We start from the raw sequence: 25,934 nt of genomic DNA, 5'->3' as shown, positions 1-25,934 counted from the left end.
GAATCACGCTTGTCTAACCCTGAAAAGCGCACCTGTCGATCTATCTGCCTATTTTTGTATCTCATGATGCAATTAATTGGTGCGTATACTAGCTTGTTTTGTCGACAATCATAGTCGTAATTATCGACACACAGCGACGGCACGGCCGTCGGCATCTGTTCAGTCGAGGTGGCCGGTGACGCTCAGCACGCCCTCAGAGCCGATAGCGCCAGCGATGATGCAAGCGCGCGCCGGAGCTGCCGGCAAGCGGAGCTCGACGCTGCTGCCTGGGCTGATGCTGCTGGGCCCGGTCGTCCTCTTCTTCGTGCTCGTCTTCGTCATCCCCGTCGGGCTGATGGTGCGCTACAGCTTCCTGAAGCAGCTGCCCGACGGCAGCCTGACGACCCTGCCGACGCTGGCGAATTACATCCGCCTCGCCACGGTCGATCTCTATCGCGGCGTGATGCTGACGACGCTGCGGATCAGCCTGTTCACCACCATCAGCGCGACGCTGCTGGCCTATCCGCTGGCGCTGGTGATCGCGCGCGGCCCGGTCTGGCTCGGCCGCCTGATCACGGTGCTGGTGATCGCGCCCTTGCTCGTCAATGTGGTGGTGCGCGCCTATGGCTGGCGGATCATCCTGGCCAACGGCCCCAACGGCGTCCTGAACTGGGCTTTGTCCTTCCTCGGCCTGGGGCCGGTCGAATTGCTCTACAGCGACTGGGCCGTGGTCATCGGCTCCGTCCAGGTCTTCCTGCCGATGATGGTGCTGCCCCTGACGGCCGCGATCGGACGCATCGATCCGGCCGTAGAGGATGCCGCGCGCACGCTCGGCGGCGACAGCCTCGCCGTTTTTCGCCGGGTGACGCTGCCGCTCAGCCTGCCGGGACTCGGGGCCGGCTGCACGCTCGTCTTCTCCTTGACCGCGAGCTCCTTCATCCTGCCCTCGCTGCTGGGCGGCAGCTTCACCAAGATGCTGGGCACGCTGGTCGAGGAGCAGATCCTGACCGTGTTCGACTGGCCGTTCGGGGCGGCGATCGCGACGGTGATGGTCGTGATCGCGATGACGATCAACCTCGCCTACATGGCGCTGATCGAGCGCAAGACCCGCACCCGTGCGACGGAGGCCGCGTGATGTCGGAGACCGGCCTCGGGCGCGCTGCGCCGCTGATCTATGCGCTGACTGCGGTCATCATGGTCTTCCTGATGCTACCGCTGATCCTGCCGATCGTGCTGTCGGTGTCGGACACGCCCTTCGTCACCTTCCCGCCCCGGGGCTTCACGCTCGGCTGGTACGCCAAGGTGCTGGATGAGCCCGATTTCAGCTCGTCCTTCCGCTTCAGCGTGATGCTCAGCGCCTCGGCGGCGATCGGGGCGATGCTGCTCGGCACGCCCACCGCCATCGGGCTGGTGCGGCTGTCTTTTCCCGGCAAGGCCATCGTCCAGGGTCTCGTGCTCTCGCCGCTGATCTTCCCGACGCTGGTGACCGGCATCGCGCTGCTGCGCCTGTTCTCCTCGCTCGGCTCGCAGGACGCCTATCTCAACCTCGTCATCGGGCACGTGCTGGTGACGACGCCCTATGTCGTGCGCACCGTCTCGGCGAGCCTCGTCACGGTCGATCCCGGCCTCGAAGAGGCCGCCCGGACGCTCGGCGCCGACCGCTTCACCGCCTTCTGGCGGGTGACGCGGCCGCAGATCATGCCCGGCCTGATCGCCGGCGCGCTCTTCGCCTTCGTCACCTCCTTCGACAACTACGCCGTCTCGATGTGGCTGTTCGACGCCAGCCATGTGCCGTTGCCGATGATGATGATCTCGCTGATCAGCCGGATGTTCGACCCCGGCATCGCGGCCATCGCCTCGCTGATGATCTTCTTCTCGCTCTTCATGGTGCTGCTGCTCGAACGCCTCGCCGGGCTGCGCCGGGCCATGAGTTTCTGAGGCCATCCGTTTCTGACGCCATTCGTTTCCGACGACGCCTTCGCCTTTCCCAACGCCGCGGCAGATGCCGCTGATTTTCAGGAGCCGTGCCATGACCAGGACCACGATCAACCGCCGCAGCATCCTCAAGACGGGAGCCGCAGCGGCTGCCGGCCTTGCCGCCCCGAGCTTCTTCGTCCGCAACGCCTGGGCCACCGGCCAGACCATGCAGATCGGCATCTGGGGCGGCACGCAGGGCGAGTTCATCCGCCGCAACGTGCTGCCGGCCTTCGAGAGGGAGTTCGACTGCAAGGTCGATGCCCAGCAGGGCTCGACGCTCGGCCAGATCGGCCTGCTGCGCGCCGCCAAGGCCGCGCCGAAATTCACTGTGATGTTCATCGACGATCTCGGCGTCGAAATCGCCAAGCGCGAGGACCTGATCGCGGCCCTGCCCAAGGACAAGATGCCGAACCTCGGCAAGGTCTATCCGCGCTTCATCTACAATGACGGCTATGGCGTCGCGCTGGCGGTCTCCTCGGCCGGCCTGTTCTACAACCCGCAGGCGACCAAGCCGCTGGAGAGCTATGCCGATCTGTGGAATCCGCGCTTTGCCCGGAAATTCTCGATGGTCGGCACCAAGACGACGCCGAGCGTCTTCATGATCATCGCGGCAGCGGCGATCGCCACCGGCAAGCCCTATAAGGAGGCGCAATATCTCACTGATGCGGCCTGGCCGAAGCTCGCCGAGCTGAAGCCCAATGTGCTCAACCTCTACAGCACCGACGATGCGGCGCTTCTGGTTGCGCAGGGCCAAGGCTCGATCGGCGGGCCGGAATACTCGAAATACGTCTTCCCTTACAAGGTGAAGGGCGCGCCGATCGAGATGTGCTTCCCCAAGGAGGGCGCATTTGCCGGCGTGAACTGCCAGGTGCTGGTCAAGAACGCGCCCGCAGCCGATCTCGGCGCCGCCTTCATGAACCGCATGCTCGACCCTGCCGTGCAGCAGGGGCTGGCCGAGGCGGCGCTCGCGGCGCCTGCCATTGGCGGCCTGTCGTTCAAGCCTGAAATCGCGGGCCTGCTCGCCTACCCCGACACGAAGATGGATGAACTCGGCCTGTTCAGCCCGGACTGGGCCCATGTCAACTCGGTCCGCTCCGACTGGATCGAGAAGATCAGCCAGATCTTCACGGCCTGACGATCATGGCATCTGACGTCATGGCACCTGCACGCCCAAAGGCAGCGGACATCGCCGTCGAGGATGTTCAGAAGAGCTACGGCTCCATGCTCGCCGTCCGCGGCGTGAGCTTCGAGATCGAGCCGGGGCATGTCCTGTCCCTGCTCGGCCCGTCGGGCTGCGGCAAGACCACGATCATGCGGATGATCGCTGGGCTGATCGATCCCACCGCCGGGGACATCCGGATCGGTGGGCGCTCCGTCACGGCGACGCCGGTGCATCGCCGCAATATCGGCATGCTGTTCCAGAACTATGCGCTGTTCCCGCATCTGACCGTGGCGCGAAACCTCGCCTTCGGCCTGGAAATGCGGAAGGTGCCGGCTGCCGATATCGCCAGGCGTGTCGCCGAGACGCTGGCGCTGGTCCAGCTCTCGGCCTTTGCCGAGCGGTTGCCGCACCAGCTTTCCGGCGGGCAGCAGCAGCGTGTCGGCCTGGCGCGCGCCCTCATCGTCGAGCCCTCGGTGCTGCTGCTCGACGAGCCCTTCGGGGCGCTCGACAAGAAGCTGCGCGAGAGCATGCAGATTGAGATGCGCCAGCTCCAGCAGCGGCTCGGCATCACCACGCTGATGGTGACGCATGACCAGGACGAGGCGTTGACCCTGTCGGACCGGATTGCGGTGATGAACAATGGCCGCATCGAACAGATCGGCGCGCCCAAGGAGATCTATGAGCGGCCGGCGACGCGCTTCGTCGCGAGCTTCATCGGGACGTCGAACTTCTTCGAAGGACGGGTCACGCGGCGCGAGGCAGGCAGCTATCTCGTCACGGCGCAGGATGGCACGACGCTCGCCCTCGACGGCACGCCGCCGGCATCAGGGCAGGCCCTGATTGCGGTGCGGCCGGAATCGGTACGGATCGCGCCGGCGAAGAGCGAGGATGCCGCACCCAACCAGAGCCGGATGATCGTCGAGCAGGTCGTCTATCACGGCGTCAACACGCATTTCTATCTGCGCCGCGCCAATGGCGAGCCGCTGATCGCGGTGCGCCAGAACGATGTCGCCGACGATGCGGTTGCACCGATTACGGCCGGCAGCGAGGTGCTGGCGAGCTGGGCTGCCGACCGCAATCGCCTGCTGCTGGAGGGTGCCGCGTGATGGCGCCCCCTGCCCCATCGCTGCGCCCCGACCACCGCACGGCCATCGCGATGATCACGCCCTCCGCCAATCTCGTCGTCGAGCGGGTGACGAACGCGATCCTCAGCGATTTTCCCGAGGTCTCCGGACATTTCTCGCGCACGCCGGTCTTCGGCAGCAAGGATCTGTTTCCCGACGACTACGACTGGGATGGCATGCTCGCTGCGGCAAGGTTGCTGGCCCATGCCAGGCCCGACATCATCGTCTGGAACGGCAGCAAGGGCGCCAATCTCGGCTTCCCAGTCGATGATGCGCTGTGCCGGCGGATCGAGAGCGAGACCACGATCCCGGCGACGACGTCGACGATCGCCCTGCAAGCGGCTCTGGCCCATTTCCAGGCCCGACGCATCGCGGTGGTGTCGCCCTATGGCGCGGCCTACCAGGACAAGCTGATCGGCCGGTTCCGCTCCGAGGGTCTGGATGTCGTGGCGGAAGCCCATGCCGGCATCGCCGATAATCTCGACTTCGCAGCCATGTCCGACGATGCCATCGCGGCCATGATGCGGGGCGTCGCGGCGGCGCGGCCCGACGCGATCCTGAGCTGGTGCACCAACATGCCCGCGGCCTATGTCGTCGACGCTCTGGAGCGCGAGCTTGGCATCCCGATCCTCGACTCGACGACGCTGGCCGTCTGGCACGCACTGCACCTGACCGGCGTGCTGGACGGCCGGGGCCGGCACTGGGGGCGGCTCTTCGACATCCTGAGCCCATCGCAATGAGCACGCTGTTCCGCAACGTTCACCTCCTCGATCTCGCCTGCGAAAGCGGCATGACGCCGGCCACGGATCTGCTGGTCGCGGGCGATCGCATCATCGCCATCGGCCCCGATACGGTGCGGCAGGCGCCGCGCGACGTGCGCATCATCGATGGCCGCGGCAAGCTGCTGCTCCCTGGCCTGATCAACGCGCATTTCCATTCGCCGGTGAACCATATGAAGGGTCGGCTCGACAGCCTGCCGCTCGAAATCTTCATGCTCTATGAGAGCCCGGCACTGGAAGCGCTGCGGCCGACACCGCGCGAGGCCTACATCCGAACCCAGCTCGCCTGTGCCGAGATGCTGAAGAGCGGCGTCACCGCCGTGCAGGACGATGCCTTCTTCGTGCCGGAGCCGACAGCGGAGATCATCGACGCCGTGATGCAGGCCTATGCCGACAGCGGCATCCGCGCCACCGTCGCGCTCGACGAGCCCAATCTGCCCGAACTGGACAAGCTGCCCTTCCTGGCGGATTTGCTGCCGGGCGGTCTGCGCGCCGAACTGGAGAAGCCGCGTGCTTTCGGCACCGCGGATTTGCTGGCGATGTATCGCCATCTGATCTCGCGCTGGCATGGCGCTTGTGACGGCCGCCTTCGCGCGGCGGTGTCATGCTCGGCGCCGCAACGGGTCTCGGCCAACTATGCGCAGGCGCTGGGCGATCTGAGCCGAAGCCATGGCCTGCCATTCTACGCGCATATGCTGGAGACCAAGCTCCAGCGCGTGCTGAGCCAGGAGCAGCCGCGCCTGCATGGGCGCTCGCTGGTCGGCTATGCCGCCGATCTCGGCATTCTCTCGGAGCGGCTCAACATCATCCACGCCATCTGGGTCGACGACGCCGATCTCGACCTGATTGCCGGAGCCGGGGCGGTCATCGCGCACAATCCGATCAGCAACCTGCGGCTCGGCAGCGGCGTGATGCCGTTCCGGCGGATCCGCGATCGCGGTATCCCGATCTGCCTCGGCACTGACGAAGCCATCGCCGACGACGCCGTCAACATCTGGGCCGTCGCCAAGATGGCAGGGCTGATCCACAACATCTCCAGTCCCGACTATGAGAGCTGGCCGCGCGCCGGCGAGATCCTCGACTGCCTGTTCAAGGGCGGCGCCCGCGCGATGGGGTTGCAGGACGAACTGGGCGTCCTGGCGCCCGGTAGGCTCGCCGACCTTGTCATGCTCGATCTCGATGCGCTGCCCTTCACGCCGCTGAACGACCTGCGCCGGCAACTCGTCTATTGCGAGAACGGCGGTTCCGTTCGCCTGACCATGGTCGCGGGCGAAGTCGTCTACGAGCAGGGCCGGCTCGCGACCATGGACGAGGCGGCCTTGCGCGCCGAAGCCCGCGAGCTGTTCTCGAGGCGCGCGCCTGCCCTCGAACAGGCGGCGCAGGCCGCCGAGCGCTGGCTGCCGCATTACCGCGCCATGTATGCCAGGGCCTGCGCCCGCGACATCGGCATGAACCGCTGGCTCGGCGATGCCGAACGCCACCACCAGGACATCTGAGATGCTCGCGACCCATGGACGCTACGGTTATTCCGCGATCAAGGAGCGGCCGACCTATCGCTGGCCCAATGGCGCCGGGTTGGCCGTCTATGTCGCTGTCGGCGTCGAGGAGTACGCCTTCGGCGAGGGATTGACCGAGGACCTGCTGCCCGGCGCCTCCAAGCCCGATCTCGTCAACACCTCCTGGCGCGACTACGGCAATCGCGTCGGCGCGTTCCGGCTGTTCGACCGCTTCAAGACGCTTGGCATCAAGCCGGCCGTGCTGCTGAACACCGCCATCTACGATCACGCGCCGGCCGTCATCGCGGCCGCCCGGGAGGCCGGCGCCGAGTTCGTCGCCCATGGCCTGAGCAACTCGCATAGCCTCGCGACAATGAACCCGCAGGAGGAGGCGACCTATCTCCGCGCGGTCTATGAGCGCATCGCCGCGGAGGAAGGGCAGCCGCCCAAGGGCTGGTCGAGCCCATGGCTGGCGCACAGCCCGGCGACGCTGGACCTGCTGGCGGCGCAAGGCTTTCAATACGTCGCGGATTTCCGAATGGACGATCAGCCCGTCTGGCTCAACACCGAGAGCGGCAGGCTGATGGCGATGCCCTATGCGCTGGAGCTCAACGACAGCTCGACCATCATCGGGCGGCAGGCGAGCGCGCGCGAATTCGCCGAAATGATCATCGACGAGTTCGACGAAATGCTCGAAGCCTCGCGCGACCAGCCGCTGGTGATGAGCGTCGTGGTCCACTCATTCATTTCCGGGCAGCCTTTCCGCCTGCGCGCCTTGACGCGCGCGCTGGAGCACATTGCTTCCAGCATCGATAGGATCTGGTTGACCCGCCCCGGCGATATCGCGTCCTGGGTCGGAGAACTGGCCCAATCAGCAGGCAAAGCCGCTGCCGGGTTTGATTAAATCAGCTGCGCGCCGGCTCCGGCTGGGGCCGATCATGTAACGCCACCGCCCGAAAGCGAACCCTCCTGACATCGGCAAAGGGCCAGGAACCGCGCCTCTGGGAAAGCCGGGATTTGCGCCCCGGCCGGTGCGGCGGCATGCTGGCATGGCCATGGCTGAAACAGTCGAAGCGTCCTGGTTTTTTCGAAGCGTCCTGGATCTCTTCGAAGCATTCTGAAGCTCTTCGAAACCGATTCAGGAATTCATTGTAACTCTTTGTAATTGTGTCGATGTAGCCACTCATAATTCAAAATTTCAGCGCCTCGTGACAGGCACCCCGTCGATTTGACGTAGCCCCGGATTATTGGTGCGGACGTATAGCGGCGACGGGTGAAATGCCGACGCGTCTCATCGCACGATCACTCAGACAACAAGCTCAAATCTTCCTTCAAACGCATGGGCTCTGCCAAGCGGGCTTCAATCGCGGAATGCAGTCGAATCCATATTGGCAAGGCTTCGGCGAGCACCGTGCGGCCTTCCGGCGTCAACGCTAAAATGCGGACCCGCCCGTCCCTCTCGTCGATACTCGTCTTGACCAGCTTGCGGCGCTCCAGCGGCTTGATGTTTGCCGTCAGTGTCGTTCTGTCCATCGCCAACAGAGCGGCGATGGCGCCGAGGCTCGGTGATTTTGCCTGATCGATCGACATCAACAGCGAGACCTGCCCGCTGCTGATCCCGACGGGCTGCAAGGCGCTGTCAAAACGCCGCGTCAGGACGCGAGCGGCGCGCTGGGCCTGCACCAAGACGCCCGAGTTCCACTCAGGCCCGATCGACGTCGTGGCAGACCAGGCCTTCATCCGGCGAGTTCCGTAGCGCCTTCAGCCCCTGCCTCCAATGCCACGTGCGGTTCCGGGCTAACCGACGAACCCCGACTTTCGTGATCGGGCGTCGGCTTGATGCGGAACCAGGCCGTATACAGCGCGGGAAGGAACAGCAGGATCAGCACGGTGCCGACGGCGGTGCCGCCGATCAGCGTGTAGGCCATCGATCCCCAGAAGACGGAATGCGTCAGGGGGATGAAGGCGAGCACCGCCGCGAGCGCCGTCAGGATCACGGGCCGTGTCCGCTGCACCGTCGCTTCGATGACGGCGTGATAGTCGTCGAGGCCGGCCGCGCGGTTTTCCTCGATCTGCTCGGTCAGGATCAGGGTGTTGCGCATCAGGATGCCGGCCAGGCCGATCAGACCCAGGATGGCATTGAACCCGAAGGGCTGATTGAAGAGGAGCAATGTCGGGACGACGCCGATCACGCCCAGCGGCGCCGTGAGCAGCACCATCGCCATCATCGAGAACGAGCGCACCTGAAGCATGATGACGATCAGCGTGGCGGCGATCATCACCGGGAAGACCTTCCCCAAGGCGGTATTGGCTTTGGTCGCCTCCTCGATCGATCCTCCGGTCTCGATGCGATAGCCCGCCGGGAGTGAAGCGATCAGCGGCTGCAGGGCCGTCATGATCTGCTTGGAGACCTCCGGAGGCTGGGTGGCCTCATTGATATCCGCGCGAATCGTGATGACGGGCGTGCGGTCGCGCCGTTTCAGGATCGGCTCCTCCAGGCGCATTTCGGAGTGGCCGATCTGATCGAGCGGGATCTGGCGACCGTCGCGGCTCATCAGCGAGAAGTCTGCGAGACGCGCCGGGTCAAGCCGCTCGCTGCCGGCGCTGCGCGCCACCACCGGCACATTGCGGATATCCTCGCGAACCTGCGTGACGGTGACGCCGGTCAGCAGGAACTGAAGCTGCTGGCCAACCGCCGCGGGCGAAAGGCCGATGAGGTTAAGCCGGTCCTGGTCGGGCACGAAGCGCAGCACGGGCGTGCGATTGCCCCAGTCGCGGTTGGCCTGACGGACATCCGCAACGCCCCGCATCACCTCCAGCGCCTGCGCGGAAATTGCATATAGCTGCGCCGGATCGGGGCCCATGACGCGGAACTCGACCGGGAACGGCGTGTAGGGTCCGAAGACGAGTTGGGTGACGCGCACGAAGGCTTCAGGGACAAGGCCATGGGACACGGCCTCGCGCAGCCTGTGCTTCAAGGCCTCTCGCGCCCCGGCATCCGGTGTCAGGGCAACGATCTTGGCGAAGGCGGGATCAGGCAGTTCGGGCGCCATCGCGAAGAAGAAGCGCGGCGCGCCCTGGCCGACATAGCTGGTGACGATGGTCGCCTCGGGCTGGTTGCCCAGCCAGCTTTCCAGCTTCTGGACCGCAGCCGTCGTCGTCTCAACGCTTGTCCCTTCGGGCAAGCGCACCTCGACCAGCACTTCGGGGCGGTCCGATGTCGGGAAGAACTGCTGTTTGACGCCGCCCATGCCGATGCCCGACAGCGCGAACGCCACGACGACGATCGCGCATGTCATGAACTTGTGGCGCACGGCAAAGGTGATGAGCCCCCTCAGCCGCCGATAATTCGGCGTATCGTAGATCGCGTGCACACCGCCGGGAATCGGCTTGATGTCAGGCAACATCTTGACGCCGAGATAGGGCGTGAAGACTACCGCCACGATCCAGGAGACGATCAGGGCGAAGCCCACGACCCAGAAGATGTTGCCGGCATATTCGCCGGCAGTCGAACGCGCGAAACCGACCGGCAGGAAGCCGGCGATCGTCACCAGCGTGCCCGACAGCATCGGCGCCGCCGTATGGCTCCACGCATAGGCAGCCGCCTTGATGCGGTCCATGCCCTCTTCCATCTTCACCACCATGACCTCGATGGCGATGATGGCGTCATCGACCAGGAGGCCGAGCGCCAGGATGAGGGCGCCGAGCGTGATGCGGTCGAAGAACCGGCCGGTCTCCAGCATGATCAGGAAGACGACGGCAAGCGTCAGCGGCACGGCCGCGGCCACGACGATGCCGACGCGCCAGCCGAGGCTGAGCAGGCTCACCAGCAGCACGACGCCCAGCGCCATGGCAAACTTCATCATGAACTCGTCGACCGCCGAGGTGATGTTGACGGCCTGGTCGGTCACCTTGTCGAGCGTCATGCCGAGCGGCAGCGTCTGCGCGATTGCCGCCGTCTTGTCTTCCAGCGCCTTGCCAAGGGCCAGCCCGTCCCAGCCCGCCTGCATGACGGCGGCAACCAGGATCGTGGCCTCGCCCTGACGCCGGATCAGATATGTCGGAGGATCCTGATAGCCGCGGCGTATATCGGCGATATCGGAGAGCTTCAGCGTCCGTCCCGCGGCGACGATGGGCGTGTCGGCGATCGCCTTCAGGCCTTGATAGGCGCCGTCCACCCGAATGAACATCTGCGGACCGCTCGTATCGATCGAGCCCGCGGGGGTGACGGTGTTCTGCCGCTGCAGGGCCGTGATGATGTCCTGCGCTGATACGCCCAGCGTCGCGAGCTTCGAATACGAGAACTCGACGAAGATCTGCTCGGGTCGCTCGCCGAGGATGTTGATTTTCTTGACGCCAGGAACATGCAGCAGGTCCTGACGGATGGTCTCCGCCTGCCGCGCCAGTTCGCGCATCGGCATCCCCTTGGCCTTCAAGGCATAGAGGGCGAAACTCACATCCGAGTATTCGTCATTGACGAAGGGGCCGAGCACGCCTGCCGGCAGGTTGCGGGCCTCGTCGCCAAGCTTCTTGCGGGCCTGATAGAACTCTTCCTCAACCGCGGCAGGCGGCGTGCTGTCCTTCAGCGTGACGGTCATATAGGCGTAACCCGGTCGGGTCGTCGTCTCGACGCGGTCGTACCAGGTCAGTTCCTGGATCCGTTTCTCCAGCGGCTCGGCGACCAGATCCTGCATCTCGCGCGCGGTCGCACCCGGCCATACGGTCGTGACGGTCAGCGTCTTGATGGTGAAACTCGGATCCTCCGCCCGGCCGAGCATGAAGAAAGCGTAGATGCCGGCTGCCACCAGCAGGATGATCGAGAACAGGGTGACGGCCCGTTCGCGTACCGCGATCGCTGAGAGATTGAGGCTCATTTGGTGCCCCCGTTTTGGGACAGGGTCCTGACGCGGGCGCCGTCCTGCAGCAGGTGAGCTCCGAGGGACACCACCGGCTCGCTCGCGCTCAGTCCAGATATGATCGCAGTCTCGCTGGTCACCCGGACAAGGGTGATCGGGCGGAATTTCACGGTCGAGGTGGCAGCGTCCAGCAGCCAGACACCGGTCTTCTGGCCATCGTCCAGCACCGCACCGAGCGGCACTTCCATCTCGGGCTGACTCGTCTGATGGGCCAGCCGGATCGTCACGGTTGCGCCGAGCGGCGCTGAGGCGGCCTCGCCGTCGAGCACATAGCGCGCTTCATAGGTGCGGGTCTGCGGATCCGCGGAATCCGAGAGCTGCCGGAGGGTCGCCGAGTAGCGGCGGGCCTCCGCGCCATAGAGATTGGCCACGGCCGAAGAACCGATGGCCGGCCTGATCGTCTCGGGAAGCGCGACGACCGCCTCGCGCGGGCCGGCCTGGGCAAGCCGGATGACGGTCTGCCCGGCGGTTACGACCTGGCCCGGCTCGCCAAGGGTCTCGACGACGATTCCATCGGCGTCGGCAACGAGGACCGAATAGCTCGATCCGTTCTCAGCCACTTTCTCGTCGGCCTCGGCCGCTGCAAGCTGGGCGGCGGCGGTGTCGAGGGCAGCCTTTGCCTGTTCATAGCGCTGTGGGCTGGCCGCGAAACCGTCCTTGACCAGAACGGCATAACGCTTCTCGTCGGCACGGGCCTGAACCAGGACAGCGCGAGCCGCAGCGACGGCGTTGCGTTTGGCTGCGAGGGCGAGCTGCAGGTCAGTCTCGTCGATCCGCATCAACGGCTGGCCGGCCGCCACGGCATGGCCGACATTGACCAGGCGTTCGACGATCTTGCCCGGAACGCGGAAGCCCAGATTGCTCTGCACCCGGGCCGCGACAGCCCCCGTGAAACGCCGTTCGGCGTCCACGACCGGCGTTGGCGTCACCAGCCTGACGATCGGAGCATTCTGCCTGGGATCGCCGACCGCAGACGCGCTCTGGGGGCGCGCCGACAAGGTGACGAATCCCGCCACTGCCGCCACGGCGAGCACGACGCCCCCAGCGGCGATCACTGACTTCTTTTTCTTGCTCATCGTCCCGAACCAATTAGATTGCATTCGACCGCTATACCGAATATAGATGTCGAACGCAATCTAATTATGGAGGGTCCCGATGCGTGTCACGCGCCAGCAGGCCGAGGAAAACCGGGAAACGGTCATCGACGTGGCCAGCCGTCTCTTCCGGGAGCATGGGTTCGACGGCATTGGGCTGAAGGATCTGATGGCCGGCGCCGGGCTGACGCAGGGCGCCTTCTACAAACAGTTCGAATCCAAGGACGATCTGGCGGCGCAAGCGTCCAAGCGCGCGCTGGAGAGCGCCACGGGCCGGTGGTCGGCTGCCGCCCGGTCCAATCCTGAGGCCCCGCTGGCGGCGGTGGTCGATTTCTATCTCAGCATGGGTCACTGCGCCGAGAAAACGGATGGTTGTCCCATCGTCGCGCTGGGCTCGGATGCCGCCAGGCAAGGTCCGAACGTGAAGGCGGCGTTCGAAGCCGGGATCGCAGACCATCTTGAGATGCTGAGCGGCTGGGTCGGCAAGGCCGATGGTGATGTGCCCGATGGCAAGGCCATGGCCATTCTCTCGACGATGGTCGGCGCAGTTCTGCTCGCGCGCTCTGTCAACGACGAGCGTCTGTCGAAACGGTTCCTGCAGGCGGCGGCCGCTAGCGTCGCGGCGCAGTCGTCTGCGCACGATGTGCAGCCGAGCCGGCGCCAATGACGATTGTCCGCCGAGGCCCCATCGCAAGTGCAGCGGGCACCGAGCCCGTACGGGATGCTCCTACGAGCGCGCTCTGCGGCCAACGGCCGTGAAGAAAACGCGTTAAACCAAAGAGCTAGAGCTGTTGAACGATCCAACTGGATCGGAAACCGCTCTCGACGCGCTGACCGCCCGGCGCGCCAAAGGCGCTCATGATTGAGGCCTCTCGCGCCGATCTTGCGCCCCGGCCTTTCGGGTCTCCGCCTCACCAATCCAACACACATAGAAAAGAGATGATCTCCATGAACATGATCAGTCCTGGCGTCGCCGTCGTGACAGGCGCATCCTCCGGTATCGGGCGCGCGACGGCCAAAGCCTTGCGGGGTGCGGGTTATCGCGTGTTCGGAACCAGCCGTCGCACGGCCGCCGAAAGCATCGACGGCGTGACCATGCTGGCCTGTGACGTGACCGATGATGAGTCCGTGGCGAAGCTGGTCAACGAGGTGATGGCCAAGGCCGGCCGCATCGACCTGCTCGTCAACAATGCCGGCATCGGGCTGCTCGGCGGCGCGGAGGAATCCTCGACCGCGCAGGCCCAGGCGCTATTCGATGTAAACGTCTTCGGCGTTTTGCGCGTGACCAACGCGGTGCTGCCAGTGATGCGCCGTCAGAAGCAAGGCAGGATCGTCAATCTGAGCTCGCTGCTCGGACTGATCCCGGCGCCTTACTCCGCGCTCTACGCGGCGACCAAGCACGCCGTGGAAGGCTATTCGGAGTCGCTCGATCATGAACTACGCACGTTGGGGATCCGAGTTGTGCTGGTCGAGCCGGCCTATACCCGCACGTCATTTGAAGAGAACCTCGTAAGGCCGGACCGGTTGCTGGACATCTATGACGCCGCGCGGGACGGCATGAACACGATCATGCGGACAGCGATCGACGCAGGTGATGCGCCGGAAATCGTAGCAAAGACGATTCTCGAAGCTGCGACCGCCACCGCTCCGAAGCGGCGCTACGCGGCAGGGAAAATGGCGCGCCAGGTCAGTTTTCTGCGCCGTTTCGTCCCCGAATTCGCGTTCGACAAGAGCCTGCGAAAGCAGAACGGGTTGCCGGGTCTGATGTCGGCATCAACGACATCGGAGGCGGGCCTTGCAATCATGGCAATTTCAATCACCTTCAGCTCACGGTTATAGGAGGCGTCGTTGCAAGGACAATTCGCGGCGGCGCTGCTGATGCTGGCTTTGGTCGCCGCCTTGCCGGTGTCCGCCCAGGCGCCGCCGGAGGCGGGCTCGCCCCGGGCTCTCTACCAGATCGGCGCGGCCCGCGAGGCGGCGGCGCGCTGCCGTGGCCTCGCGCTCGTCGAGACGGGGTCGCAGACGCAAGCCCCTCCCGACAGCAAGGGCGGGGATATCTCGTCACGGGCGATAGTGATGGGCGGCGCGGACTTCGCCAAGGAGTTCTCCGCGGCTTACGCCAAGGGCCTGGAACAACAGGTCTGCGACAGATATCTGCGCCGCTATCCCTGGCTGCTGACGCGCCGCTGAACCGGCTCGCGCGACCCAGCGTTTCGGGATGCCGACCGTCTTGCAGTAGACGAAGCTTCCGCGGGTTGGATTTGCACCATCGCCATGAAACCGCCCAGTATGGGTGAGGCTGTAAAGATCGCGCACTTCGTCGCCGTGATTGTCTCCTCCACTGGTTTGAGTGGTGTCTCGAACAGGCACCGGCTGCTCTGGTTCGGCTTCGGCTCGCGCGACTATTGCGCGATGATCTTCAGTGGCAGGCCGAGGATCTTGATCGGTAGCGAAACGATCGTGCTCAGGGACTCTCCCGCCGCCTCTGCGGCGGCGCCCGGCTTCTGGTCGACGCCCTGGGCCAAGGCATGCTCCAGCTGCGGCGCGATGGCCGCAAGCTGGGCGAACTTGCCGTGATTGCTCGAGTCCGTCGCCTTGACGTCAGAGAGATCGATGACGACGGCGCCGAGCTCGGCGAGCTCCGCCGTGTTGCTCCCGGCGCCGAGACGCTCCTGGCCGCCGGCGATGAAGCGCGAGGCGCCGAGCGCCTTGTCGTCCTTAGACAGAACAATAAAGAACGGCTTTTTGGGCTTGCCGAAGCGCCGCATCTGCGACTTGAACACATCGACGTCGATATCGGGCGCCGCCAGCACGAGGTTGCCGAGCTTGCCGATCTGCGCAAGCCCGCCGGAGATCTTGATCTGCCGCAGCGCCTCGACCGTAACCCAGTTGCCCATCGAATGGGCCAGGATATTCACCTGCTCGGCATCGCTCGCGAAGATCAGGCGGATGGTCCGTTCGAGATCGTCGCGCGCCGTCGTGGCGCTGTTGTTGTCGTAGACGTACTGCGTCAGCTCACCGCGCGACGCCCAGGTGAACAGCACCGGCACGGCGGACGATTTGGCGTCGTGAACGAGCTGGGCGAAGCGATAGAGCCCCTCGGCGAACATCGTGTTGTAGCCGTGGATGAATAGCAGCACCTTGCGGCTGCCGCGCGGACGCGCCGCGAGCTGGGCGTTGAGCGACCGGACGAAAGCCTTCTCCCCGTCGAGAAAGCCGGCCCGGCGGACGACGAAATTGCTCTGGGCATTGCCCGGCGCCGCGGAGGCCCATTCGATTTCGCTCGGCTTGTGTCCGGGGGGCACCGAGACCTCGATCCCCGCGAAATCGAGTGGCGTTGCGCGCTCGCCGCCGAAGAAGGTGCCCGGTCGTTCGTCCCGTTTGCGGGTCGTCGCGACCAGGATCATGTGAGGCGTTCCCTCTGCGTCGGTCGCGGCTACCGGGGCGAGAAAACCGGTCTCTGGCCGGGTGCCACAACCTGCACCGAATGCCGCCACGGCAAGCGCTGCGATGAGCCAGGTTCGAATTCTGATGTGAGCCGCTGCGGCCATGAGCACAGTCGTCGCCTTCGCTTTGCCGGAAGAGGCCTCGATGACCCAACGTAACACCGACAGCGAGTGGTGACACGCCCATCGGCGTCTGCAAAGGGGGGCTGTGCCGGTAGGAGCACGGCCCGTCAGAGAACTGCTCGGTTAGCTTCGAAGCGCAGGATCACCTTGCCTCTGCGTTTAGCAGAGGCGCGGCGGCGGGGCCTGTAGCATCCTGTATGCTCGGGGTGGCCGCGGCGCTCAGTGCTGCGGGAACTCCGCCGCGGAAGCAGCCTCTGCCACTGTCCTGGCCGGCAATGGAAAGCCGGCCTTCCGGGCACCCTCGGCCAGGTGGATGGCATCCTCCGGCCGGTAGTTGCGCTTGGCCACCTCGTGCTCCCAGTTCTCGAAGAACGTCGGGATCAGGCGGAGGAACTCGCCCTTCGCCGCCGCCGCCTGCGGCTTCATCTCGAGCTGGGCGTAGATGATGGCGGCAACGAAATGGTAGAGTGGGAACCTGTTCAGGCTGACCTGCCGGATCAGCGCTTCGGCCCGCCGATAGTCGCGCTGCATATAGGCGTGATGAGCCAGGATCCCGTTATAATAGTCGGACTGCGCGGGATTGCGGGCCAGTGCCTGCTCCAGCAGCGCAGTGCCGCGGGCCCAGGCCCCGACTTGCCCCACGCGCGTGCCGAGCTCGGCGAGCAACTCGGTATCGTTCGGATTCAAGGCCACGGCCCGCTCGCCGATTTCGAGCGCCTCCGCCGGTTGCTGGGTGAAAAACAGCGCCATCATGAGAGCCTGAAGCGCCCGGATGTTCGCCGGATCGAGCCGGATGGCACGGCGAGCCGCGTCTGTCGAACGCTGAATGGCTGTTGACGAGCCCGGCCTCGGGTTGAAGCCGAAGCGATCCTCGTCGAGATACAGGATCGACAGCATCGCCCAGGCGGTCGCATAGCCAGGATTGGCGGCGGTGGCCTGTTCGAGGCAACCGCGAACCGCGCTGTGGCTCTCGGCGGAGAGTGCGGTTCGGTAGCCATAGAACTTGAGGGAGCAGGCATAGGCTTCGAGATTGTCCGACGAATTTGCGCCGGTCCGTAGTCCGTCGGCCTGGAAGATGATGCCATAGGGTTGCGCGATGGCCGTGGCGACCTTCTGCGCCACATCGTTCTGAATCGTGAAGAGATCGTGCACGCGCAGGTCGCCGTCATAGCTCTGCGACCACAGCACCGCCCCTGTCCCGGCATCGAGCAACCGGCCCGTGACGCGCAGCTGATAGGTCGCGGCGCGAACGCTTCCCTCCAGCACATATCTGGCACCAAGCGCGCGATGGATCTGCGTGATATCGGCGCCGGGCAGGATGTTCCGGGAGGTTTCGCGGCCGAGGACCGACAGTTCCTTGAAGCGCGCGACCTGGCTCATCATCTCCTCGGTCAACCCTTCCGCATAGATCTTCGCCTCCGGGATGTCGCCGAGATTGACGAACGGCATGACGGCAAGGGTCGGCCCCGCCGGGGCTTCTATCGTCAGCCTTGGAACATTGCGTGAGCCGCTCGGCAGGGCGATGCCGATGAACAGAGCGGCGGAGATGGCCACGCCGGCTCCGAGCCAAGCCATGCGCCGTGGCAGAGGCTGAGGACCGACCTTGTCGGGGGGCGGCAAGCTTGGCACGAGGGGCAGGATCTGTTGCGCTGCCCGAACCTCAAAGAATGGCACATAGCCGCCCTTCGGGATCGAAATCACGATGGAATCGGTCAAGCCGGCGATCAGATAGTAGCGTTCCAGCGCGCGGCGCAACCGTCCGGCCTCGATGCGAACGACCGGGTCGTTCTGAGCATCGAAGCCGGGATCACGCTCGAAGACTTTGGTTCCCACCGTATAGGCTTTGATGCGGGCCGCGCGTCCCGCCAGCGATTCTTCGACGATATAGCGCAGGAACTTCTTGGCTCGGCTCGGAACGTTGAATTCGGGACTTGCGAAGAGACGATCAAGCTCAGCGCGCACATCGTCCGCTGAATGCTGCGGTCGCACCTGGGGCACTTCATCGGCAATGCTGCGGCCGTCGAGCATAGGATCGCCTCTCCTGATCCGTCGCGACATTGCTCCGATGTAACCTACCGTAAACTACTCCCGAGTTGCCGGCTACAGGGCAATGCTGACGGATCAAGAGACGGCGCAACCGCCTCACCTTGAGAAGGTGTCTGGTTTTCATCATCGATCCAAAGCTGCTGGTCGCCGTCGCCCATTTTCCGGATCGGGAACACGCCATTGAGGAACTTGCCAGGACGAACGAGGAATTCTGTTCGCTTTGCTCCGGTCTCGCCGAGGCCAAGGCAGCCCTTCTGCGCCAGGAGCAATCGTCCTCCCTGTGAGACTTCGCGTCGGTGAGCTATCGCTGGGCCGAGTCGATCTCGACCGCGCTCGGCTATCGGGCGAGCTACACCGACTACCGCAACGACGGGTTCACATACCGCGCCACCCAGCACGGCGCGTTCTCCAGCATCGCCTGTCACTTTTGAGCGCATCGGATGCCCATCGCAGCGCTCAAATGCGCCATCCCGCCCGGCCCTCGGAACCGACCGGCGATTCTCCGCGCAAATCCGACGCCCGCAAGTCCGACGCCCGCGAGACAACCATCCGGAGAGCATCATGATTGTAAGGATCGCCGCCCTCGTTCTGGGCTTCCTGCTGGCCAGCGGGAGTGCCTACGCACAAACCCGTCCCAGCGGGCCGCCCAGCGCCACCGTTCGCATCAAGCAGCTCCAGGTCGCCTTCATCGGCTCCGGGGCGATCGGCGGTGGCACGCTCCGCTTCCACAACCGCAGCTACGACATCACCGTCGGCGGGCTCGGCATCGGCGGCATCGGCGCGTCGCGCCTCACGGCGACCGGCTCCGTCTATGGCCTGAACCAGGTCGAGGACATCGCCGGCGCCTATGTCCAGATCCGCGAGGGCTGGGCGATCGGCGGCCAGGGCCGCGGCACGCTCTGGCTGCGCAACGCCAAGGGCGTGCTGATGCGTCTCGCGACGCAAAGGAAGGGCCTCCAGCTCTCATTGGGAGCCGACGGGGTCCTGATCGGATTCAAGCAGTAGACCTGCCCGTCAGCCTCCTGAAGCCAGGGAAGTCGCCATGAACCCCGCCATGAACCCCGCCGCCCCTCACCACCTGCCGAGCTTCATTACCGAGCCGGGGGGGACGGACCACCTGATGGTGGTCGCGGCGATCACCCTCGTCGGAGCGGTGCTGGGCATCGGCCTGCTCTTCCTGCGCCTGCATACCCTGCCGGAGCGGATGGCGCACAAGACGCACAAGATCCAGTTCGAGATCGTCGCCGTTCTCGGGCTGCTCGCGCTCTTCACGCATGTCCATGCCTTCTGGGTCGCCGGGCTACTGCTCGCGCTGATCGACCTGCCTGACATCCCAGGGATGTTCGGCCGGATGGCCGGCTCCCTCGAGAAAATGGCCAATATCGCGCCGGGCCGGGGCGGCGACGCAGCATCGGACGCGGAGACCGCCGTGCCAGGACCGGACGGGACCATGCCGGTCGCGGGCGCCGGCATCGAGGAGAAGAACCATGCTTGAGCTTCTGGTCTGCGCGTTCTTCACCCTCCTTCCCGACTATCTCTATCGTCGCTACCGCCAGGGCAAACGGTTCGGCCGCGAGCTCACGCTCTATTCGGTTTGGTTCGAGTTGCGCTGGGGTCTCGTCACCTGCGTGATGCTGACGGTCGGCCTGATCACCGTGATCTTCTACAACCACCCCTCCACGACCAGCGCCACGGTCTTCTTCCGGACGGTCCCGATCGTGCCGGAGGTCAATGGCCGCGTCGCGCAGATCCATGTCGGCTTCAGCCAGGCGGTCGCCAAGGGCGCACCGATCTTCACGCTCGACAGCAGCACGCAGGAGGCGGCCGTTGAGGCAGCGCGCCGCAAGATCGCCGAGGCCGATGCCGCGCTCGTCGTCGCGAAGGCGGATATCCTGGCCGATGAAGGCAAGATCCTGGAGGCGAAGAGCGCCCTGCAGCAGGCCATGGACGAGTTGCAAACCAAGAACGAGCTGAAGCGTCGCAACGATGCCATCGTCGCGACGCGCGAGATCGAACGGCTCGAGAACATCGTGGCGGGCCGCGAGGCTGCCGTCCTTTCGGCGACGGCCGCCAAGGACGCCGCCCAGGCGAAGATCGTCTCGCTCCTTCCCGCCGAACGCGCCAGCGCCGCGGCCGCGCTCGCCCAGGCCGAGGTCGAGCTGCAGAAAACGGTCGTGCGCGCCGGCTTCGCCGGGCGCGTCGAACAGTTCACGCTGCGGATCGGCGACATCGTCAACCCCTTCATGCGCCCGGCCGGGATCATCATCCCGGAAGAGGCCGGGCGGGGCAGGTTGCAGGCCGGCTTCAGCCAGATCGAGGCGCAGGTGATCAAGGTCGGCATGGCTGCCGAGGTCACCTGCATCTCGAAGCCGTGGGAGGTCATTCCGATGGTGGTGACGGGCGTGCAAGATTTCATCGCCGCAGGCCAGCTCAGAAGCGGCGAACAGCTGATCGATGCGCAGCAGGTGGTCCGGCCGGGAACGATCCTCACCTTCCTCGAGCCGCTCTACCAGGGCGGGCTCGACGGCGTGACGCCCGGCAGCAGCTGCATCGCCAATGCCTATAGCAGCAATCACGACGTGATCGTGGCGAAGGACACCGGCACGCTGCGCCGCATCGCCTTGCACGCGGTCGATGCGGTCGGGCTGGTGCACGCCCTGCTGCTGCGCATCCAGGCGCTGGTGCTGCCGATCCAGACCCTCGTCTTCAGCGGCCACTGACAGCGAGCAGCAGAAACCGCCCGTGACGAAAGAGCCGCAGCTAGGGGCGGAGTCAGACGGGCAGCGATTGCCTCGCGTCACCTGAACACCCCTGTCGCCACTCGGCGAGAGGGGGCATGGCGAACCTGGCTGCGTGGCTCTACGGCTGCTTCCTGCTGTGCGCGGTCGCGCGGGCTTCGCATACCCCGCTTTCGCCCAGCCCACCTCAACCTCCGGCCGGTATCGGCAAGGAGCAGTTCGAGGCGCTGGTCGAGGCGATCGGCGCGGCCGTCGTTCGGAAGCTGGACGCCCGCCAGGCCGAGAAGGGCACCACAGCTCCGCCCGCCGCTCCGGCCGGAGCTCGGGAAGACGAACTCGAAGGGCGCGTCAGCGAATCCGTCGCGCGCAGCCGGGAGGCGCTCGCCGCCTTTCCCGAACTCGCGCGGCGCCTGATCGCGCTCCCCTCCCTGGTCAGGGAGGCGGGCGCCGGACGCAGCCTCTCCGCCTTCCTGGCGGTGTGATGAGTGTGATCAAAAAGGCGGAGCAAAGCGTTGCGCGGCACCCTGCCATTGCTCTGGCGAGGACTGCGTCGGCCCAGGACTGCGCCATATGCATCGTCACTGTCCCGCCTCCGTGGACAGGGCCAGTTCGGCCCGCGATCGGTTCTGGGCCGAGCTCGCGGCCGCAGCAGTGGCCTGATCGCCGCCTGCGCCCATTGTCTGGACCGCGACCATCGAGTCCGCGAACTCGATCCCGATAGCCGGGAAGGTCATGACCATGGTCTTCACCGCAACCCGCTGGACATAGCTCGGCTGGATCGGTTTGACGGTGAATTTGAAGCGAACCAGGATCGCATTGTCCAGGATGTCGGCAACGCCCTGCATGCGCAGCGGAGCGATGAAATCATTGGCGAATTCGGGATCCGCCTGCATCTGGTCGCCGATCTTCTTGACCGTCTTGCGCAGTTTCTCGAGATCGGTGTCGCGCTTGAAGCGGAGGTTGAATTTGACGGTCGCCCAGTCCCGGCTGAAATTGGTGATCTGGCCGAGCTGGCCGAACGGGATGGTGTGGACCTGGCCGTTCTGATGGCGCAGCCGGATCGAGCGCAGCGTAAAACCCTCGACGGATCCCTTCGCCTTGCCGCAATCGATGTACTCGCCGATGCGGAAGGCATCGTCGCTCAGGTAGAATATCCCCGAGACGATGTCGCGCACGAGCGCCTGGCTGCCGAAGGACAAGGCCAGCCCGAACACCGATGCCCCGGCCAGCAGCGGCGCGATGTTGACCCCCATCTCCGAGAGCACGATGAGCAGGGCCAGCACGCCGATCGTGATCGCAAGCACGACCCGCAGCAGCGGCAGCATGGTCGCAAGGCGGGAGCCGGAACCGCCGCCGCCCTCTCCTGCCGCCGCGACGTCGCTGGCCGTCGCCGGTGGCGCGCGGGTGAAGAAATCGACCAGCTCCCAGGCCACGAAGGCGAGGAACAGCGTCACGGCTGTCGCGAGAGACGAACGGGCGAGCATCCGCCAGCCCTGCTCGTCGACGAGCGCGAAGACATCCACGATCCAGCTTTGCGCGACGAAGACCATGATCGCGAGCAGGACGGCCGTCCTGATGCAGCGAATGACGACATCGGTGAAACGGCGTGGAACCGGCATGGCCACCGCATCGGCGGTGGGCTCGGCGGCCGGCTCGCCGTCCGCGAGTGCGGGCGCAGCCGCCGGGCGTAGCCGCGTCAGGTAGCGCGCCAGCGTTTGAAACAGGATCAATGCGATCAGCGCATTGAGCGTCAGGAGCACGGCGTTGGGCACGGTGTAGCGCGCGACCACGGCGCCGTAGATCTGGGTGAGCCCGAGCGCCAGGAAAAGCGGCGCCGCGACGGTGAGCCAGTGAGCGCCCAGCCGGCCGGCCAGGCTGTCTTGGGTCGAGGCCAGCCCGGCCAGCCAGCGACCGACGGCGATGCGCGAGCGCGCGGCCATCCAGAAGACGAAGCTCAGCACGAGGCTCGTCACCAGGATCTGGCCGGCGGCGATCGCCTCCGCCGGGGTCGCGGTCGCGATCAGCAGGCGGATCACGATCCGCAAGGTCGTGATCAGGAGGACGATCAGCGTGACGCGGCGATACAGGGCGGCGGCTTCGCCATCATCCATTGCCGCGAGGCGGGCGCCGGCGAGGGCCGGCCGCAGCACGAACCGGAAAGCCAGCATGTAAAGCCGCCAGGCGAAGATCCCCGCCAGGACTGCTGCCGCCAGCTTGTCCTGGCCGACGCCGCGGGAAAACCAGATGCCGATCGCGCCATAGCTGACGAGCCAGACGGCGGCGACGCCGACAAGATCGAGCGCCAGGATCGCGCCGATCGGCAGCAATGCGGAAGGGCCGGATGTCGCGGCCACTCTCGCACCCAGGCGCGTTCGCAAACCACCGAACAGCGCCGCCACGAGCCGTTCGACGGCGAGCGCCATCGCCGCGGAGATGAACAACAGCAGGAGAAACGCAGACAATCCGCGGCCATCGCCGGCCTGGACGATCAGCTTGGGAAACTCCGCCAGCCGGCGGCCGAGTTCAGGGAAAGCCGCCAAAGCGGCAGCGCCTCTGTCGACGAATTGCGCCACCCGGTCTTCGAGCGGGTCCGGCGTCGCGACCCCGACGGGGTCCGAGGCCCCTCCTCTCGCCGCCGGCGCAGACGCGGGCGCGGGAGCCTTCAGCTTCTCGACGACCGATCGGCCGATAGCTTCGACAAGTGCGTCGAACTGCTCCTGGCTGATCCCGGCGGGCGGAGCCGGGGTTTGGGCGAGCGCCGGAAGCGAGAGGGCGTGCAAACATAAAAACAGACAGAATAAAGGCAAGATCGCCAGAAATCCCAAATCTGACGTAAATGGTCGCCCGGCTAATTGTTTCCGACTAGACATTGATGCACGACCACTTGCCATCGGATCAAAAAATCAGCTGAAGTCTGTTTTGGCAAACAAGCTCATATCATCGACATCGCCAGCAAATTTATCGACTGAAATTCAATAACACACGGACGTATATTCTTGTACAGACTAATTTCACCCTCGAAAAATTATCACCGTCCCATTTTACATATGAAAATTATAAACCATCGGCCTGAATTGACCGAAGTCCCCTATAGGATCAAGGTTAGTCGATGCGAACCACGCCGACAAGCTTCACGACGTCTGCAAGTCCAAGTTTATGCGCAGGCGCTCCATCGCATGCCCCGCTGGGGAGTTGCGGCAGGGCTGAGCCATCACTAGGGAATGCGGAGCTGATGTCCCAGGAACTCGTGCCCCAGGAACTCACGCCCCGCGAGCGCATCTCCCCTGGCGGCGCGCGGCGGTCGGCGCCGTTCAGCCGGGCTCTCCACCGGGTCCTGATGGCGCTCGCATGCGCCCTTCCCGCCCCGGCCAGCCTTGCCGAAGAGCGGCCTGGCACGGAGGCGCCCGCCGAGGAGGCCGAGCCGTCAGCGACGGGACCGGTGATCTATATCGACGCCTCCGCGACGATGGCCAGATCGCCGGGAAACAGTTTCGTCATCGGCCGTCGCGGGTTTTTCTCGATCACGAGCAGCTCCGGCAAGTCGCTCTCCATCGATGCCCCGCTGACCATCGACATCACCGACGATCTGAGCGTCCATGCGGGCTTCGATTTCGCCAGCTCCAAGACGGTTTCCACGCCATGGTCGCAACTGGCGCTGGGCAGCTTCAGCACCGGTTTCGACTATACCTTCCTCGATCAGGCCCGGTTCGTCCCCGAGCTTTCGGTCTCCGGCTCGGTCTCGCGGCCCGTCAGGATTCCACCCGGATCGGCTCTGACGACGACCTGGTCAGGGGGGCTCGATGCGGATTTCTCCCTCGACGAGGCGGGACACCGCGGCCTCATCGCAGGCCTCGCACTCACCTATGTCACCGTCAATTCCGGGCCGGGCCAGCTTCAGCCGCTCTATGGCGGCTATGTCGGGGCCTATCATCAGTGGGAGGCCGGCTGGAAGCTGACGGGAAAGGCCGGCTACGCCACCTTTGGCGGCGGCAATCTCGGCACGATCATCCACGCCAAGCCGGTTCGGCAGGTCTTCGCGACGCTGGAATTCGAGAAGTACGATGCCGCCGACAACAAGATGTTCGGCGTCGGGCTGGCTGGAGCACTGTCGCGGAGCACGACCGGCAAGACGGGCACCTCCATCCAGCTCGTGCTCTCCGTGCCGCTTTACCTGACCCGGAAACACTGAGTTTCGGCCAAGGGGCACGGAGAGGAATTCACGAAAGCCTGCAGACAGCGCGCCGGCCGGTCACATCGGTTCAGGGCCCGCTGCTTGCCAAGCCCGCTTCCTTTCAAGCCTGCTTGGGCGGCTCCTCGATGGCTTTGCCAAGCCGGTCGAGCTCGAGCGAATAGCAGAACAGGGCAAACAGCACCCAGAGCACGATGAGGCCTCTGGCCAGGGCCTGGCCGAGCGAGGGCAGCCCGGTAAGCTCCGGCACGTGCCGGAAAAACAGCACCGAGAACAGCGCGCCGCCAAAGAAAAAACTGGAGCGCCCGGCAAACTGGACGAGATGACCGAGAAAGGGGTTGTGGACCGGCATCGCGACCGCGACCCAGCGGTAGCGTGCCCAGTAGGCACAATGCAGGATCAACGTCGCCAGCACGATTTCCAGCTCGACGAGGCGGCTCACCTGCAGCGGCTCGCCCATCCGCGTGATCATCTGGCGAAACAACGGAAACATCACCCAGAACAGCGCCGTCGCTGCCGCCGTCTGGACAGCCAGGAGGCCAAAATAGGCGGCGTCCTTCCGGAACGCCGCAAGGGTCGCGCGACGGGGCATGCCCGATGGTGCAGAGCCGCGCCGCTCGTGGCAAGTCTGGTTATGATGGGTCTGGCGAGCGCCGGAAGCTAACGTTAGGCAATCACTCAAAGCAGACATCCAAGTCGTGCCGGTGACAATGTAGAGGCTGCGGACGTCCTGGCGCGTGCCGCCGTCGCCGGCGCGGCTCTCCCTCGGGTCTTCGGATCGGCGCAACTCTCGACGACATGCGCATTCGTGACCACCTGCCCGACTGCGCTGACGAAAAAACCTGTCCCGGTCGAGGTCCTTCGT

General features: G+C 65.2%; 23 protein-coding genes. 16 read left to right on the top strand and 7 right to left on the bottom strand.

The genetic code is table 11. The features are described from left to right. The first annotated feature begins 214 nt into the window (after nucleotides 1-214). The 7 genes from BMZ97_RS26680 (at nucleotide 215) to BMZ97_RS26650 (ending at nucleotide 7,421) form a co-directional block, all read left to right on the top strand. A complete protein-coding gene (locus BMZ97_RS26680; protein WP_092177127.1) occupies nucleotides 215-1,114 on the top strand; it encodes an ABC transporter permease in 900 nt (299 codons plus the stop codon). Continuing rightward, a complete protein-coding gene (locus tag BMZ97_RS26675; protein WP_092177124.1) occupies nucleotides 1,114-1,917 on the top strand; it encodes an ABC transporter permease in 804 nt (267 codons plus the stop codon). Before BMZ97_RS26680 ends, BMZ97_RS26675 begins: the two co-directional genes overlap by 1 nt. A gap of 91 nt (nucleotides 1,918-2,008) precedes the next feature. Next, on the top strand, nucleotides 2,009-3,091 hold the full coding sequence (locus tag BMZ97_RS26670) for an extracellular solute-binding protein (RefSeq protein WP_175525757.1): 1,083 nt from the start codon (nucleotides 2,009-2,011) through the stop codon (nucleotides 3,089-3,091). 20 nt (nucleotides 3,092-3,111) lie between these two features. Further along, a complete protein-coding gene (locus tag BMZ97_RS26665) occupies nucleotides 3,112-4,224 on the top strand; it encodes an ABC transporter ATP-binding protein (protein WP_092177204.1) in 1,113 nt (370 codons plus the stop codon). Further along, nucleotides 4,224-4,982: a maleate cis-trans isomerase family protein gene (locus BMZ97_RS26660; RefSeq protein ID WP_092177113.1), complete on the top strand. Its 759-nt coding sequence runs from the start codon at nucleotides 4,224-4,226 to the stop codon at nucleotides 4,980-4,982. Before BMZ97_RS26665 ends, BMZ97_RS26660 begins: the two co-directional genes overlap by 1 nt. Further along, a complete protein-coding gene (locus tag BMZ97_RS26655) occupies nucleotides 4,979-6,517 on the top strand; it encodes an amidohydrolase family protein (RefSeq protein WP_092177110.1) in 1,539 nt (512 codons plus the stop codon). The genes BMZ97_RS26660 and BMZ97_RS26655 overlap by 4 nt, the downstream gene beginning before the upstream one ends. A 1-nt stretch (nucleotide 6,518) precedes the next feature. Further along, nucleotides 6,519-7,421, top strand: coding sequence for a polysaccharide deacetylase family protein (locus BMZ97_RS26650; protein WP_092177107.1), 903 nt, complete (start codon nucleotides 6,519-6,521; stop codon nucleotides 7,419-7,421). Nucleotides 7,422-7,819: 398 nt separating this feature from the next. On the opposite strand, the gene BMZ97_RS26645 is transcribed toward BMZ97_RS26650, so the two are convergent. From BMZ97_RS26645 to BMZ97_RS26635, 3 genes are read right to left on the bottom strand one after another with little or no spacing between them, the layout of a single operon-like run. Beyond that, nucleotides 7,820-8,257, bottom strand: coding sequence for a MarR family winged helix-turn-helix transcriptional regulator (locus BMZ97_RS26645; RefSeq protein WP_092177104.1), 438 nt, complete (start codon nucleotides 8,255-8,257; stop codon nucleotides 7,820-7,822). Continuing rightward, nucleotides 8,254-11,391 carry an efflux RND transporter permease subunit gene (locus BMZ97_RS26640; protein ID WP_092177101.1) on the bottom strand — a complete coding sequence of 1,046 codons (3,138 nt, stop codon included), beginning with the start codon at nucleotides 11,389-11,391 and terminating at the stop codon, nucleotides 8,254-8,256. The genes BMZ97_RS26645 and BMZ97_RS26640 overlap by 4 nt, the downstream gene beginning before the upstream one ends. Beyond that, complete coding sequence (locus BMZ97_RS26635; protein WP_092177098.1) at nucleotides 11,388-12,509, bottom strand: efflux RND transporter periplasmic adaptor subunit; 1,122 nt, start codon at nucleotides 12,507-12,509, stop codon at nucleotides 11,388-11,390. The genes BMZ97_RS26640 and BMZ97_RS26635 overlap by 4 nt, the downstream gene beginning before the upstream one ends. Before the next feature lie 79 nt (nucleotides 12,510-12,588). Between BMZ97_RS26635 and BMZ97_RS26630 the strand changes: the two genes are divergently transcribed. The 3 genes from BMZ97_RS26630 to BMZ97_RS26620 all read left to right on the top strand — a co-directional run bounded on the left by BMZ97_RS26630 (nucleotide 12,589) and on the right by BMZ97_RS26620 (nucleotide 14,717). Beyond that, nucleotides 12,589-13,194, top strand: coding sequence for a TetR/AcrR family transcriptional regulator (locus tag BMZ97_RS26630; protein ID WP_092177095.1), 606 nt, complete (start codon nucleotides 12,589-12,591; stop codon nucleotides 13,192-13,194). Nucleotides 13,195-13,475: 281 nt separating this feature from the next. Beyond that, on the top strand, nucleotides 13,476-14,366 hold the full coding sequence (locus BMZ97_RS26625) for an oxidoreductase (RefSeq protein WP_092177201.1): 891 nt from the start codon (nucleotides 13,476-13,478) through the stop codon (nucleotides 14,364-14,366). Nucleotides 14,367-14,375: 9 nt separating this feature from the next. Next, the gene (locus BMZ97_RS26620) at nucleotides 14,376-14,717 is read left to right on the top strand and encodes a hypothetical protein (protein ID WP_092177093.1); all 342 of its coding nucleotides are present in this window, start codon (nucleotides 14,376-14,378) and stop codon (nucleotides 14,715-14,717) included. A gap of 212 nt (nucleotides 14,718-14,929) precedes the next feature. Here the strand turns inward: BMZ97_RS26620 and BMZ97_RS26615 are convergent, their stop codons facing one another. Next, nucleotides 14,930-15,934, bottom strand: a complete 1,005-nt coding sequence (locus BMZ97_RS26615; protein WP_244546609.1) for an alpha/beta hydrolase — start codon at nucleotides 15,932-15,934, stop codon at nucleotides 14,930-14,932. Nucleotides 15,935-16,315: 381 nt separating this feature from the next. Further along, complete coding sequence (locus BMZ97_RS26610) at nucleotides 16,316-18,124, bottom strand: adenylate cyclase (protein WP_092177088.1); 1,809 nt, start codon at nucleotides 18,122-18,124, stop codon at nucleotides 16,316-16,318. A 314-nt stretch (nucleotides 18,125-18,438) separates the two neighbouring features. Here BMZ97_RS26610 and BMZ97_RS31785 point away from each other — a divergent pair, with 314 nt between their 5' ends. The 5 genes from BMZ97_RS31785 to BMZ97_RS26585 all read left to right on the top strand — a co-directional run bounded on the left by BMZ97_RS31785 (nucleotide 18,439) and on the right by BMZ97_RS26585 (nucleotide 21,362). Continuing rightward, a complete protein-coding gene (locus tag BMZ97_RS31785; RefSeq protein ID WP_280141790.1) occupies nucleotides 18,439-18,573 on the top strand; it encodes a hypothetical protein in 135 nt (44 codons plus the stop codon). 130 nt (nucleotides 18,574-18,703) lie between these two features. After that, the gene (locus tag BMZ97_RS26600) at nucleotides 18,704-19,147 is read left to right on the top strand and encodes a hypothetical protein (RefSeq protein ID WP_092177084.1); all 444 of its coding nucleotides are present in this window, start codon (nucleotides 18,704-18,706) and stop codon (nucleotides 19,145-19,147) included. Nucleotides 19,148-19,184: 37 nt separating this feature from the next. Next, the gene (locus BMZ97_RS26595) at nucleotides 19,185-19,637 is read left to right on the top strand and encodes a hypothetical protein (RefSeq protein WP_244546608.1); all 453 of its coding nucleotides are present in this window, start codon (nucleotides 19,185-19,187) and stop codon (nucleotides 19,635-19,637) included. Then, nucleotides 19,630-20,862, top strand: a complete 1,233-nt coding sequence (locus tag BMZ97_RS26590; protein WP_092177082.1) for an HlyD family secretion protein — start codon at nucleotides 19,630-19,632, stop codon at nucleotides 20,860-20,862. Before BMZ97_RS26595 ends, BMZ97_RS26590 begins: the two co-directional genes overlap by 8 nt. A 116-nt stretch (nucleotides 20,863-20,978) precedes the next feature. Next, nucleotides 20,979-21,362, top strand: a complete 384-nt coding sequence (locus BMZ97_RS26585; protein WP_092177080.1) for a hypothetical protein — start codon at nucleotides 20,979-20,981, stop codon at nucleotides 21,360-21,362. A 96-nt stretch (nucleotides 21,363-21,458) separates the two neighbouring features. Here BMZ97_RS26585 and BMZ97_RS26580 read toward each other — a convergent pair whose 3' ends face one another. Beyond that, nucleotides 21,459-23,660, bottom strand: coding sequence for a mechanosensitive ion channel domain-containing protein (locus tag BMZ97_RS26580; protein WP_175525756.1), 2,202 nt, complete (start codon nucleotides 23,658-23,660; stop codon nucleotides 21,459-21,461). A gap of 452 nt (nucleotides 23,661-24,112) precedes the next feature. Here BMZ97_RS26580 and BMZ97_RS26575 point away from each other — a divergent pair, with 452 nt between their 5' ends. Then, nucleotides 24,113-25,069: a TonB-dependent receptor gene (locus tag BMZ97_RS26575; protein ID WP_092177076.1), complete on the top strand. Its 957-nt coding sequence runs from the start codon at nucleotides 24,113-24,115 to the stop codon at nucleotides 25,067-25,069. 103 nt (nucleotides 25,070-25,172) lie between these two features. On the opposite strand, the gene BMZ97_RS26570 is transcribed toward BMZ97_RS26575, so the two are convergent. Next, nucleotides 25,173-25,856, bottom strand: a complete 684-nt coding sequence (locus BMZ97_RS26570) for a hypothetical protein (RefSeq protein WP_244546607.1) — start codon at nucleotides 25,854-25,856, stop codon at nucleotides 25,173-25,175. Nucleotides 25,857-25,934: the final 78 nt, after the last annotated feature.

Source organism: Allobosea sp. OK403, assembly GCF_900113835.1.
Lineage (GTDB): Bacteria > Pseudomonadota > Alphaproteobacteria > Rhizobiales > Beijerinckiaceae > Allobosea.
This window is presented reverse-complemented; position numbering and strand designations above follow the sequence as displayed.